This window comes from Solibacillus sp. FSL W7-1472, assembly GCF_037969775.1.
Classification (GTDB): domain Bacteria; phylum Bacillota; class Bacilli; order Bacillales_A; family Planococcaceae; genus Solibacillus; species Solibacillus silvestris.
Genome location: NZ_CP150208.1, coordinates 641,744 through 656,351 on the forward strand (window position 1 = coordinate 641,744; position 14,608 = coordinate 656,351).

At 36.7% G+C, this 14,608-nt stretch carries 8 protein-coding genes; 5 read left to right on the forward strand and 3 right to left on the reverse strand.

All coding sequences use genetic code 11. From position 1 onward, the window contains the following. The first annotated feature begins 5 nt into the window (after nt 1-5). Nucleotides 6-1,715, forward strand: a complete 1,710-nt coding sequence (locus MKY07_RS03180; protein ID WP_339263788.1) for a phospho-sugar mutase — start codon at nt 6-8, stop codon at nt 1,713-1,715. A gap of 30 nt (nt 1,716-1,745) precedes the next feature. Here the strand turns inward: MKY07_RS03180 and MKY07_RS03185 are convergent, their stop codons facing one another. Further along, complete coding sequence (locus MKY07_RS03185) at nt 1,746-2,150, reverse strand: hypothetical protein (protein ID WP_339263789.1); 405 nt, start codon at nt 2,148-2,150, stop codon at nt 1,746-1,748. Nucleotides 2,151-2,536: 386 nt separating this feature from the next. Between MKY07_RS03185 and MKY07_RS03190 the strand changes: the two genes are divergently transcribed. Continuing rightward, on the forward strand, nt 2,537-2,842 hold the full coding sequence (locus MKY07_RS03190) for a hypothetical protein (protein WP_339263790.1): 306 nt from the start codon (nt 2,537-2,539) through the stop codon (nt 2,840-2,842). A gap of 6 nt (nt 2,843-2,848) precedes the next feature. On the opposite strand, the gene MKY07_RS03195 is transcribed toward MKY07_RS03190, so the two are convergent. Beyond that, the gene (locus MKY07_RS03195; protein WP_339263791.1) at nt 2,849-3,055 is read right to left on the reverse strand and encodes a hypothetical protein; all 207 of its coding nucleotides are present in this window, start codon (nt 3,053-3,055) and stop codon (nt 2,849-2,851) included. Between the two features lie 383 nt (nt 3,056-3,438). On the opposite strand from MKY07_RS03195, the gene MKY07_RS03200 reads away from it, so the two are divergent. Then, nucleotides 3,439-7,089, forward strand: coding sequence for an S-layer homology domain-containing protein (locus tag MKY07_RS03200; RefSeq protein ID WP_339263792.1), 3,651 nt, complete (start codon nt 3,439-3,441; stop codon nt 7,087-7,089). Nucleotides 7,090-7,556: 467 nt separating this feature from the next. Further along, nucleotides 7,557-9,545, forward strand: a complete 1,989-nt coding sequence (locus MKY07_RS03205; RefSeq protein WP_339263793.1) for a S8 family serine peptidase — start codon at nt 7,557-7,559, stop codon at nt 9,543-9,545. A 127-nt stretch (nt 9,546-9,672) separates the two neighbouring features. Here the strand turns inward: MKY07_RS03205 and MKY07_RS03210 are convergent, their stop codons facing one another. Then, nucleotides 9,673-10,563 (reverse strand): sulfurtransferase, encoded by an 891-nt coding sequence (locus MKY07_RS03210; protein WP_339263795.1) that lies wholly within the window; start codon nt 10,561-10,563, stop codon nt 9,673-9,675. A 472-nt stretch (nt 10,564-11,035) separates the two neighbouring features. Here MKY07_RS03210 and MKY07_RS03215 point away from each other — a divergent pair, with 472 nt between their 5' ends. Further along, complete coding sequence (locus MKY07_RS03215) at nt 11,036-14,572, forward strand: chitobiase/beta-hexosaminidase C-terminal domain-containing protein (protein ID WP_339263796.1); 3,537 nt, start codon at nt 11,036-11,038, stop codon at nt 14,570-14,572. The last annotated feature ends 36 nt before the right edge of the window (nt 14,573-14,608 follow it).

A 14,608-nucleotide genomic window follows, 5' to 3' on the forward strand; every position in this document is an offset into this window, starting at 1 on the left:
AAAATATGAGTTTAGCAGTGTATAAACAATGGAAGCAACATAATTTACCGAACTATTTGATAACTGAACTTGAAGCAATTCAAAATAATATAAAAGAACTCGAAGAACGTTTTTATCAATATTTAACTTTTGGTACTGGTGGTATGCGAGGGTTACTTGGCGCAGGTACAAATCGAATGAATATCTACACAATCCGTCGAGTAGCAGAGGGATTGGCACGCTATATTTCTTCAAATGGAGAAGAAGCGAAAAAACGAGGTGTTGCTATTGCTTACGACACACGTCACTTTTCATATGAGTTTGCAGTGGAAACAGCTTGTGTATTAGGTGCACATAGTATTACTACTTATGTCTATAAAGAGGAACGTCCAACACCCCAGTTATCTTTTACAGTTCGTGAATTAAAGGCTTTTGCTGGTGTTGTCATTACGGCAAGTCACAATCCAAAACAATATAATGGCTTCAAAGTTTATGGAGAAGATGGTGCTCAGCTAGTTCCGACTGGAGCAAATGCAATTATCGCGCATATGAACCCAATTGAAGATATTTTTGAGATTGAAGTTGCAGATATTACCGAGCTAGAGCAAAAAGGTTTATTTAATTGGATCTTGGAAGATTTAGATGAAAAGTTCATGAAAAACTTATTAACTTTAAAAAATAACAATGCAATTGATTATAATATGAAACTTGTTTACACACCTTTACATGGTGCAGGACTTGTTCCGGTAGTAGAAGGTTTGAAGCAATTTGGATTTAATGAAGTACATGTTGTTGAGGAGCAAGCTGTTCAAGACGGCGCTTTTCCAACTGTTATTTATCCAAATCCGGAAGAGGCGGCTGCCTTTTCAATGGCAATCGAGTTAGGTAACCAAGTAGGAGCGGACCTATTATTGGCAACTGATCCGGATTCAGATCGTTTAGGGGTAGCGGTGCGTAAAGATGATTCATACGAGCTGCTTACAGGTAATCAGCTTGGTGCACTTTTATTAAATTACATTTTAAAAACAAAACAAGAGAATGGTACACTTCCATCGGATGGAGCAATGCTAAAAACAATTGTAACATCAGAGCTAGGTACTGCTATTGCTACTCATTACGGTATTACAACCGTCAATACTTTAACTGGGTTTAAGTATATCGCAGAAAAAATTTCAGAGTTTGAAATGACTAAGGCCCATACATATTTATTCGGTTATGAGGAAAGTTACGGTTATTTAATTGAGACATTTGCTCGTGATAAAGATGCCGTCCAAGTAGCTTTAAAAGTTGCAGAAATGGCTGCCTATTATTCGACACAAGAAAAAACGTTGCTTAATGCTTTAGAAGAGTTGTATGAACAGTTTGGCTACTATAAGGAAGCGCTTGTGTCTAAAACATTTGAAGGCAAAGACGGCCAAGAGAAGATGAAAGCCATTTTAAATAATTATCGGTTAAATATGCCTAAAGAAATATCTGGGGTAGCTGTTGTACGTATTGAGGACTATCTAACTGGTATTGCAACATTATATGACGGTACTACTGAGCCAATCGTTTTGCCGAAAGAAAATATGTTAAAGTTTGTACTAGAGGACAATTCGTGGATTGCCATTCGCCCTTCAGGAACAGAACCGAAATGTAAGTTTTATTTTGGTGTTGTAAGGGATACAGAAGAAAAGGCTAATGAGATTCTTGCCCGACTAAAAGAAGATATTTTATCAAAACAGGTGCTTAGTTAATATAATTTTATAAAAGGCATAGCTTCTAAACTAACTATGCCTTTTACTTATTTTTAATTTCCTAAATATAAATCTTCCGATTAATTTAATGAGGATGAGTACAAACAAGAACAATAAAAATCCCCAAAGTCCATACAATATATCCGCAAACTCCATATTCCCTGCACCTGTTATTTTTTGCTGTATTTCAATAACAAAAGATACCACTACAATTATTGAAAAAGTATAAATGAAAGAAAGCACTGACACTCCAAATTTAACTAAACTTTTAAAAATTAGATCTATTAAAATAAATGAAATTATACCAATAATTCCTATGAAGAAAAAATGAATCATTTTATCATTAACAGTAAAGCCGAATTTTGAAACTACTACTACAATTAAGTCATGAATAATATTCATGAATAATGTAATTAGACTTAATATTTCTTCCATTCTATATTCCCCCTCAATATTTATATTTAACAATTGTACAATTGTAATCAATATTTATAAAATATCAAGATTGTTAATAATAACTATATTTTCCTGTTATATATCATATTGCCTTCTGATATTAAAATTTTTGGATGTAAATATTCATTTTTCCTTATAATTAAAAGTAGGTTTATAGACGGAATTTTTCATTAATTTAACTTATATTACGGTGAAAAACGTACACCTTCAAATGGAATCGTATATGCAGATTTAGATTGGATGACGTTGATTCTTACGGTCCTAAAACGACAACTATTCGCCAATTATTGGAAGGGTAATATCGAATCTGTGTATATCATTACTATGGTAGTAACACATTACATACATCTGGCGCAAAGGTTCAAGTGTTCTTAGGGAATGCGACAGCCCCAGCACATATTTTCGAAGTTCCGGCAGGTGAAGGAACAGAAATTTACTGGAACGTATTAGATTTAGTAGTGAATAATTGTGAGAATGTTGAACTCCGTCCTGTTAATACTTTATCAGAGCCTTGTGAGCAATATGATGAATATAAAATGAAGAAAATGAAAACCCGGGAGAAAACACAGATGAACCAGGTGGAGATAATGAAAATCCAGATGAAAACGCAGTTAACACAGACGAAGGGACTGGATCATCAGAAACTACTACGAATGATACTGCAGGTATAATTGCAACTACTGCAGATACAGTAAATTTGCATTTACAGACACAGAAATTACGCAATTAACGACAAATGATTCAATTGAGTTAAATACTGGTACAACTGCAGATACAGTAACTGTTACAAGTGAAGACAGCATTGCTGTAACAACTTCTCCAGACGGAAAAGTGAGCACCACATTCAATAAAACAAGATTTGCAGATTTAGTTGAAACAGACACTACAAAAGTAATTATACGTTTCCGTGATGAGAATGGTGAAGAAAAGAGCTAAAAATTAATCAATAAAAATAGAAACTGCGTGAACCTGGGGCTTAGGTTCACGCAGTTTTTTACTTATATTAGGAAATGGTTATTTTATAAAAATCCAAAATAATTTAATTTGAGCAATAACATTTTTGAAATTTATAGAATGGATAGTAAAAATGGTTCGATTTACATTTTATTGATTATTTATCAATGAATTATAGAGATATTTATCCTAATAAAAATAACTAAAAATCCAATAATATAGAAAATTGGTAAAAAATAAGGTACAATGGATTATATTCACCTTTGGTGTAAAATTACTATTAATTTAGGAAATTGGAGGTATTTATTTAGGTATGAATAAAAGACAAAAATCGAAGTTCATAAAAGCTACAACAGCAGCAGCGGTTGCAGCTTCAGTTGTAGCAGTTGCCGCACCAATCGCACCTGAAGCAAGTTCATTCAAAGATGTATCTTCATCACACCAATTTTTTGATGCAATTAAGAGCTTAAGTGATCGTGGCATCATTAATGGTTATCAAGATGGTACATTTAAACCAGGACAAAACTTGACACGTGGTCAAGCAGCAAAAATTATTGCAGGTGTGCTAGGTTTAGATACAACTAATGTAGTTAATCCCAACTTCAAAGATATCCCAAGTAATCACCAATATTACGGAGCAATTGCTGCGTTAAAACAAGCAGGTATTATTGATGGTTATGAAGATGGTACTTTCCACCAAGGAGCAAACATTCAACGTAATCACGTAGCGAAGATTATTGCCAATGCATTAAATTTAAAATCTACTAATGTTGATGCATTACCATTCACAGACGTACGTGAAGATTATAAAGAAGCAATTGCTGCTCTATATGAAAGTAATGTAACAACAGGAAAAACAGCTACAAAATTTGATGGTGCTTCTAATGTAACACGTGGCCAAATGGCAGCATTTATTACACGTGCAGAAACTGTAGTTAAAACAACTCCTGAAACATCTCAAAGTGTAACTTTCAAACTAGATGATTACACAACAGCCGGTATTGTTGTGAATGGAACAACTTATTCATACGATGATTCTGTGAAATCAATATTTACAGAAGAAAATAAAGAAGCATTAAATGGCGCTTCTATTGTGGCTACAGTTACAAACGGTGTTATTACGAGTATTGATTCTCTAATACTGAATAATGCGGGTACAGCAGATAAGGTAGTAGTTTTTAAGTCTGATGCAATAATTAATGCACTAACGATTAATGCTGATTATGTATCCGTTTCCGGATTGACAGTAACAGGTAATGCAACAGTAACAACAAATGTTGGAAATTCAGTCGAGTTAGACGGCGCTACTGTTAACGGAAATTTAATCATTGATGACGCAATTTTCGGTAAAGTCGCCTCATTAGATAATAAGTTTGCTAACGATGAGAAAAAAGGTCCGAATGTAAAGCTGAGAAATTCTAAAGCTGGAAAAGTTCATGTAAAGCGTAATGATACTGCTATTGAATCGGATTCCGTAATTACTGAAATTACAGTAGCTGCTTCAGTTTCAATAATTAATGTCGATGGAACAGTTTCAAAAGTTACGATTGAGTCGACAGCGAAACTGGCATTGACAGGTAATGCTAATATCGCACAGTTATTATTAACAACTGCGGTAGAAATTGCCTTACAAATTTCAGGCACAGTAGAGGCTTTGGCAGTTTCAAATCCAGCTGCACAAATTACAGTTGGTACAAATTTGAAAATAAATGAATTGACTGTACCATCTGGTTCCACAGCTGCAGGAATTGTTTCAAACTTTGCAGCAATAGCGTCACAAATTGTGAATGTCATTGTTGGAACAGCGCCGAATCCAGGGGTACCTAGTACAGGTGGAGGAGGCGGTGGTGCCGGTGCTGGTACTGGTACTGGTGGAAATGTACAAACACCAACACCAGGTGCGGATGCATTAGCGGCATCGAAAATCGCGGCATCGAAGCTAATTGCAACGGACTACACTCCAGCCTCATACCGTGCAGTAACAAATGCAGTGGCAGCAGCAGGTTTAGCAACAACAGATATAGAAAAATTAGCAGCAGCAAACGCAATTACAGACGCAATAGCAGCTTTAGTAGCGACAACTGAAGCTACAATTGTACAAAGTGCTACTGTAAGTACCAATGATGCAACTGAAGATAGCAAAGGGGAATGGACTTTTGTTATTACTCCGACTATGGCTCTAGTTGAAGGAGACCAACTTATTATTTCATCAAAAGATTTTGATCTTAGCCAATTAGCTAATAGCGATATCATTGCAAATACTGCAGATACAGAAAGCGTTAAATCAAGAATTTATATTCAAAACAGTACTCTCCCAGGTCACCGTGATCTTGTAATATATTTAAATACGGCAATTGATGCTGGAGAGTCTATCACTGTTACTATTGTTGATGAAAAAATCACTAATCCTAAAGCAGGATTATATGAAAAGGCATTTGTTATAGCGACTTCAAAGGATGTAAAAGCCAAATACATACCAGTTACTATTTCCGAAAGTGAAATTTCAGCAACATACTCAGTAACATTTACAATTTTGGACGGGGCAACAATCGTAGTAAGAGATAGTGCAGGCAACGAAGTTACTGATTTAACTAAAGTAGCTAACGGTATCTATAGTTATACAGTAACAAAAGCAGGTTACAAAACAGTAGAAGGAACATTTAATGTAGAAGATGTAGCTAAAGAAGTGGTAATTACATTAGAGGCTGACATAGTTCCAGTAGCAACATACCCAGTAACATTTACAAGTGCGGACGGGGCAACGATTGTAGTAAGGGATAGTGCAGGCAACGAAGTTACTGATTTAACTAAAGTAGCTAACGGTATCTATAGTTATACAGTAACAAAAGCAGGTTACAAAACAGTAGAAGGAACATTTACTGTAGAAGGTGCAGCTAAAGAAGTAATAATTACATTAGAGGCTGAAGCAAATGGACAAACAGCATCCACACCAACGTTAATTGGAGATTCTACAATTACATCAGGTGATACAATTAAATTATCTGTAACAACAGGAGATACAGTTTATTATACTTTAGATGGGTCAACTCCAACAACAAGTTCAGATTCTGTGACAGTGACAAATGGCGAAGCAATTATTCCTGTATCAGGAGACGGCCTGGTAACATTAAAAGCCTATGCCGTTATTAATGGTGGAACAGATAGTAGTGTTGCAGTTATCCCGTTAGAAGTGGAACTTGTAGCAACAACTGCAAATGTAAAAGATCTTGGCGAATTAAAATTAGCATTAGCAAATGAAGATATCACAACAATCAACATTACAGAAGATATTTCGGATATAACAGAAGCGCTACATGTAGACCGTAAGGTAACAATCAACGGTGTAGGAAAGACATTGTCTTTCACAACAGCCCTTAATACATTAGCAAATGGAAAAAGACAAGGGGTTTTAGTAACAGCAGATGATGTAGTACTGAATGGCTTGACAGTAAAAATGGCAGGTAAATTGGCTGCAGGTTCATTCGATGGATGGCAGGGCGTTTACGGAATCCAGGTTTATGACGCAACTGACGTTACGCTTAATAGTGTAACAACAGTAGGGGCAGATGGCGGTATTCTAGTAAACGGATCTGCAGTAGAGTTAACAGGAACGACAACAGTTAGTGGAAATGAATTTGGTGGAATTGAAGTATCTAAAGGTACTGCAACAGGACTCTCAAACTCAACACTAACAGTAACTGGAACTGTAGCAAATGATACTGAAAGCTACGGCAAATCAACAATTTGGGTGGTAACTGGTCAGGGAACGGTAACGGGAGTTGATGGATGGGTAACCAATACAACAATCAAGGCCGATCAAACACAATATTACCAAGTAGCTGAAAATGAGGTTGCCCCATTAGTAACCCAATTAGTAGAGGAAGAAAGTGAAATACAGGTTGCAACTAATTTAATTATGGGTGTAAATTTTGTAATTCAGAATGGTCTTGTTAAATTTATTTAATAGGTAATATTTAATTTATTAAATAGGATATTGAATTATTTTGGGATGACTCTCTTTTACATTCTCTAAAACAGTCACAATCCTATATTTTATTCTATTCATAGAATAGCTATTCTAGCTTGCCTAGCCCTAATCCTTTTGAAGGATTAGGGCTATTTTTAATTGGTCAGGTATTCACAATAGATGGGTAGTGAAAGTATACTACAGGCATGGCGATAGCAGTTATTAATGAGAGGTGATTGTACTAATGATGATGGTGAAATAAAGGATGTAAGAAAGAATTTTTAGAATCTTTTATTAACCATAAGGAGTTTTTTATTTTCATGGAAGAGAAAAGTAATATGTGCTTAATGAAATAGAATTAATATTTTAACTAAAAAATAATATTATAGTAGTGCTAAACGCTCTAAGAGATATGATATGTTATATATATAAAGTAGAATTGAGGTAGAAATGTGAGGAAAATAATGTTTTTACTGATGTTATTTGCAGGGAGTTTTATTATAAATCCAACGCCTATAGCAAAAGCATCTTCAACAGAAATCCAAAAAAGCATCATTGTAAAATACCCTTCAGAAACCAGCAAACAAATAATCATTCAACATGCTGATGCTGTTATAGAAGAGTTTGAACATTTACCAATGGTGACTGTAAAAATTTCAAATGAACGGTTAAAAGATCTTGAAAATGAAGGACATATCGAGTTTTACGAAAAGAACCAACAATTCACCCTTCAAAATCAGTTTAAAGTAGCAAATGTATCTTCTGCTGAATTAGAACGGTGGAATTTGAAGGCAATGGATGTGCAAAGTAGCTGGAGTCAGGGCTATACAGGTAAAGGCGTTAAAATTACAATTATTGATTCGGGGGTGGCAAACCATTCGGACCTGACAATTGCGGGTGGAAAATCATTTGTAGGGGAAAGCTATGTTGATGATCATGGCCATGGGACCCATGTGGCAGGAATTATTGTAGGAAAGCATAATGGTATCGGTGTAGCTGGAGTTGCACCAAATGCTGAAGTTTATGCTGTGAAGGCAATAAAGAGTGATGGGATCGGTGATGTTCGGGTTGTGTTGCAGGCAATTGATTGGGCAATCGACAATCATATGGACATCATTAATTTAAGCTTTGGAGATTTGGAATATGCACAGTCCTTGCATGAAGGAATTAAGAAGGCATCTGAATATGGTTTACTAATCGTCGCAGCAAGTGGCAATGAAGGAAATGACAACGGGACTGGAAATACGATTAATTACCCGGCACGTCATGAAGAAGTAATATCAGTAGCTGCGATTAATCGTGATTTCAAGCGTTCTTCATTTAGCGGAACGGGCGATATGAATGATTTTGCAGCACCGGGAGAAGAAATTTACAGTACATATTTAAATGGCCAATATGCTACATACAATGGTACATCGATGGCAACACCACATATAACGGGAATGCTAGCACTATTAATGGAACAATATCCATATGCAACACCTGCTGAATTGCGGGAAGGTTTGCGTTATATTACTGATGATTTAGGAGATGCAGGTTTCGATACTTTGTACGGGTATGGGCTGCCTAAGTTCAGACTTCCGAATTTACGAGTTGTAGATGAGCTTTTGAAGAGTGGGATATCTGCTGAGGCTTTGAATAAAAAAATTGATTCAATGCCTGATTCGATTGAAAAACTGGCATTAAAAAATGAACGAAATAAAGCAGAGCAAACGATTATTAAAGAAATCAATCAATTAGTAGGTGATTTTGAAAAAAATCCTACTGAACAGTATATGACTGATTTAAAAGCACTATTAGCGAAATTGGCTGCTACTGATGTAAGAGTCCAAAAGCAAAAAGAAGTTGATGCTGTTATTGAGAGGTTACTGGAACCGGCAACAAACGCTGTTACAACTTTTATTAAAAATAAAACAGTCTATAACTATAAAAAGGCTGAAGCAGAACTGAACAAATTACCTTCTTTAAATAAGAAGAATGATTTAGAAGAAGCGTTAAATGAGGCGCTAAAGGAATTTGCGAAAAAAGCAATTGACAGTTTGGCACAATATGAAAAGCAGCCAACTAAGAGTCAATACAGTTATGCGAACTTTTCCATTAATAGCTTACCAGATTCATCGATTAAGTCTGAACTACTCGAAAAGTTGGCAAAGCAAGTACAAGCGGCCGTAAAAACTGCAATGGTAAATATTTCAGCATATGAAAAAGTTCAAACATTGAACAACTATAATAAAGCAGTAAAGGCTGTTCAATCAGTATTTGATGAAAAACAGCGTGAACTGCTGGAAAAAAGAATTCAGAAAACAGTCAACAATAATACAGCTAAAGCGAAAACACGTGTAGCCAATTATGAAAAGAAAAAAACAAAAGCTAACCGGAACTTAGCGGTGAAATTAGTACAAGAGCTACCAAATGGAAAAGAAAAACAGCAGTTATTGAAAAGACTAAAATAAAGCTTTCATGCATCAAGATAGAGTAAGCTAAACTTAAAGCCCCAATTGTACATTTCTGGTATATCGGACCAGCTATTTTGTACAAAAGGGGCTTTTATTATTAATAAATATGAAGTTTATACCTTACTTATCCCGTTACCAACGGACAACTCTCATCAGCCGCCCATTCATTCAACGAACCATCATACACCGCCACGTTTTCCTGACCTAATTTATTTAGCAGTAACGCGTTCCATGTCGCAGCAATTCCACCACCGCAATAAGTAATCACTTTTTTATTAGGATCGAGCGCACCTAATTTTTCAAAGGTAGCGCATAATGTTGCATCATCGTATAGTAAACGCGTTTCAGGATCTGAATGGGACCCGAAAAAAGCATGCTTACTTCCCGGAATATGGCCTGGGCGCGGGTATGTTGTTGTTTCACCTCGGAAGTCGGCCTCTGACAAACTGTTGATTAATACAATATTTTCGTCCTCTATAGCTGCTTTTACATCTTCTTTTGATACGATCAGATTCTCGCGGCGTTCTCCTGGAAATGGTGCAGGCTCATAATTGGAGATTCCTGTTTCTGTTGGACGACCATCAAGCTTCCACTTACGGAATCCACCGTCGAGTACAGCTACATTATCAAAGCCTTCATATTTTAATTGCCAGCGTAAACGCGCCGACCAGTCAGATGCTAATATATCGACATTTACCAGTGGACCGCGGTCATAGATGACTACATATGTTTCTTCTGTAATTCCTAATGGTTCCACAGCTTTCAGAAATTGCTCTCTAGTTGCAATTGTAAATGGTGCCTTTCCGTCAGGATTAGTGAATTCTTTCAGTAAATCAGCATACGCTGCTCCAGGAATATGTTCTTCTTTGTAAGCTTCGTAACCGGACCATAACTCTGGAAACCCTTCACCTTCAGGGATTTTTAAGAACGTTGATGCATCGATTAAACGCAAGTTTTGATCTTCTAGACGTGCTTCCAACCAGTCGCCATCTACTACATATGGAATATTTCTCATAATTATCAAGCTCCTTTTAAATTATTCTTACTGAATTACTCTGTATAAAATTTACTTTAGCACAAATTATTAGTGAAGTTCTATTTGTTGCTTTTGTAAGTAGTACAAATTTAACTGATTTGAGATGAGCCAGCTATAAAAGCAGGACTATACTTATGGAAGGTAGAAATTTTAAGGGATAAGTAGAATTAAATATACACTAAGTAGATACCACTAATGAGAAATAAGACCCCAATTAATATAATAGGAGAATTGCCTCTACTGGATATTTCTGAAATTTAATAAAATTTAAACATTGGATAAATATAACTTTAATATTCAAATGATGTAATGAAGTATGTAAGTGTTCTTATTATAAGAGACATTTTTAAAAGTAACACCTATTCATTTAATCTCCCAAAGCAAATCCCTTAATTAAATAAAGAAGGGTTTGCTTTTTTTGAGATATAAAAAATTATAAGGAGCTAAACAAATGAAGAATAGTGGACTCAATTACATTTCCAAAATTGCGTTATCATTTTTACTGGTAATTTCTATGATTTTGCCTTATTTTGCAGTTGTAGAAGCAGAGGCTACAGGGGCTATCGGAATTGATGAAGCAATCAGTCAGTTTGATCCAGCTTCAGTTAAGCCGGATGTAACAGTAGAAGGTTATATAGTGGGGTTTGCGAAAAGTGAAACTTCCTATGTAGTAGAAGCTGAAACTGATACGAATATTGCCATCGCGGACACGCCGGGTGAAACCGATGTAAAGAAAATGCTCTACATTCAATTGCCAAATTCACCTGCTTCAATTAGAGCCGAGTTTGGTTTAAAAACGAATCCTAGCAATCTTGGTAAAAAAGTAGTCATAACTGGTTCACTGGAAAAATACTTTGGGAATCATGCGGGTTTAAAGACACCAACTTCTATAAAGTTTGTTGGTAATGATACACCCGACCCAAAAGAACCAACACAAGCAGCAACTGTCAAAGCTTCCCCAGCAACAGGCGAAGTTTATGCAGGTACAAAAGTAACACTATCATCGGCTACGCCAAATGCAACGATTTATTACTCAACGGATGGTTCTGAACCGACGACAGAAAGTACGGTTTATGATGGAGCAACAGGTATTGTTATCAATGAAGCAACGACGATCAAAGCATTTGCGACAGTAGCAGATTTGGACAATAGCGAAGTTGCAACATTTGCCTACACAATTAAAATGGAACCAACAGCCATCTCAATTGAAGAGGCACGCAATAAAGCAATCGGTGAGGAAATAATCGTTTCAGGGATTGTCACTGCAAAACTTGAAACAGCGACAGCTCATATTCAGGACGAGACGGGTGTAGCTATTGCGATTTACCCAGCGGACAGTCTTACAGCAAAAGTTGGAGACCTTGTTACCGTTCAAGGGACAGTTGATGAATACAGCGGGCTTAAACAGTTAAAGAATATTTCTCTTGTTGGTACACCAACAGCGGAGACTTTACCCGAACCGCAATTTATTACGAGTGAAGGAATTGCAGAAGACAATGAGTCACGATTAGTTACATTGAAAGATGTTGCAATTACCGGTTTTGGTCAAAACTTCACAGGAACAGACACAGCTGGATCATTTGCGATTTATGATAAAACAAGAGATTCAGGTTTAGTAAATGGAAAAACATACGGGGAAATTACAGGGATTGTTGGTCAATATACAAACCATCAGCTTCTTCCAATCCGTATTATTGAAGATACAACTAAAGTCCAGGATATCCAAGCTTCATCTACAGGTGGTGTAACAGACGGCACGAGTGTAACACTTTCTACAATTACAGAAGGTGCGAAAATTTATTACACAGTGGATGGTTCACTACCAACTACAGCAAGTACAGAATATACGGAACCAATCATTGTTAATGATGCGATGACGATTAAAGCTATTGGTGTAAAAGACGGGTTAACGAACAGTACAGTTGCAACATTCGTGTACGAGATTATTGATACGGACAATGCGACAATCAGCGAAATTCAAGGGGCAAACCATACTTCTCCGTATGCAGGATTACAAGTAAACGATGTAGATGGTGTCGTAACATTTGTAATTGACGGTTCTAACTTCATTATGCAAGAAAATACACCGTTCGATGGTGTGAAATCAACAGCAATTAAAGTGAACAAATCATCGCATGGTTTGAGAGTAGGAGATGCAGTGAAAGTAACCGGTAATGTAACGGAAGCCGGGGGAAATACGCGTTTAAAAGATACGCAAATTGCTGCTACTGAGATTGAAAAAACAGGAACGGCAGCTGTTCCTAAAACACTTGTTATCGGTGAAGATTTATTCCCTCCAAACAGAATTATCGATAATGACAGCTTTGCCATTTTTGACCCGAACGAAGATGGAATTGATTTCTGGGAGTCAATCGAATACATGCTTGTCTCATTCCCTGAAGCAAGAGTAGTAGGACCGATGTATAACAATGATTCACCAATCGTCGTTCCTGGTACAACAAACAATACGTTTAATGACAATTGCGGTCTAAATATTGCTGATGATGATTACAACCCTGAAAAGATTATGCTTGAAGGGGTAACAGGCAAAAACTATGAATCAGGAGATCGCTTTAATAATGCGCTGATCGGTTTTGTGGAAAACTTCTCTGACGGTTACCGCCTGAATACGAATAAAGTATTCCCGGAAGTAACAAAGGCGAACATTCAGCAGGAAGTAACGCATCTTGATCCGGTAGCGGACAAGCTGAACTTGGCATCTTATAATATTGAAAACTTTTCGAATAACAAGGATAATACATCCAATGAAAAAGCAGCAAAAATTGCTTCGACATTTGTAAATAATATGAAGTCACCGGATATTATTACATTAGTGGAAGTACAGGATAATGACGGTCAAACAGATTCAGGAAATGCCGATGCATCAGAAAGTTATTTGCGATTAATTAACGCAATTAAAGTAGCGGGTGGTCCTCAATATGACTGGATTGATGTTATGCCGATCGATAATACAAGCGGTGGTGCACCAGGCGGAAATATCCGTGTAGGGTACTTGTACAACCCTAAACGTGTATCACTTGTTGAAGGGCCAAATGGAACAGGTGAGCAGGCGAATGCATGGACAGAAGAGGGCAGCCTTGCATTGAATCCAGGGTTTGTGGATCCTTCAAAATTTGAAGATACACGTAAACCGATTGCGGCGGAATTTGAATTCCAGGAAGAGCGCATTGTCGTTATTGGTGCACATTTAAATTCTAAAGGTGGAGACGATTCATTATGGGGTCCAACACAGCCACCGGTTTTAGGATCTGAACCGGAGCGTATTGAGCTTGCACAGGTAATCAATGACTTTATCGATGAAGGTCTTGCAAAAGATCCGGACGTTAACATTGTTGTAGCGGGTGATATGAATGACTTTGAATTTACACCGGCTCTTGAAACATTAAAAGGTGGCGTTTTGACGAATATGGTCGACAAGGCACCTGTGGAAGATCGCTTCAGCTACTATTTCCAAGGAAACAACCAAGTACTGGATCACATTTTAGTATCGAACAATCTTGCAGAACTAACGGAGATTGATATGATTCATATTAATGCGAACTTTATGGAAGCGCAGGGCCGTGCATCTGACCATGATCCGGTACTAGTTCAGATTGATTTGAAGTCTGGTAAAGAAGAAACACCGGAGCCGATCATACCGGAAAATGTGTACAATTATAACAACTATAAAACAGGCAAGTTAATTATGAACCGCCCAAGTATTTCACTTACACTGGGTGAGAATACAGATATTAAAAACGGTATTGCGGTATTTAGTGAATATGCAGAATTCCACGGAGTTGGATTTGCAGATAAAACGGTAACAATCAGCCCTAAAAAAGGAAATGCAATTATTGACTTTAAAGGTACAAAAATCGGTAAAATAATCATTGAAGGTAATCATGTGAAAGAAATACGCAATTTGCCATCCGATGCGAATATTACGTATACAAAAGGAGCATCACCAGAGACGATTGAGTTTAATTAATTGATAACGAACAGCATCGCCAAATCAGTAAAATGA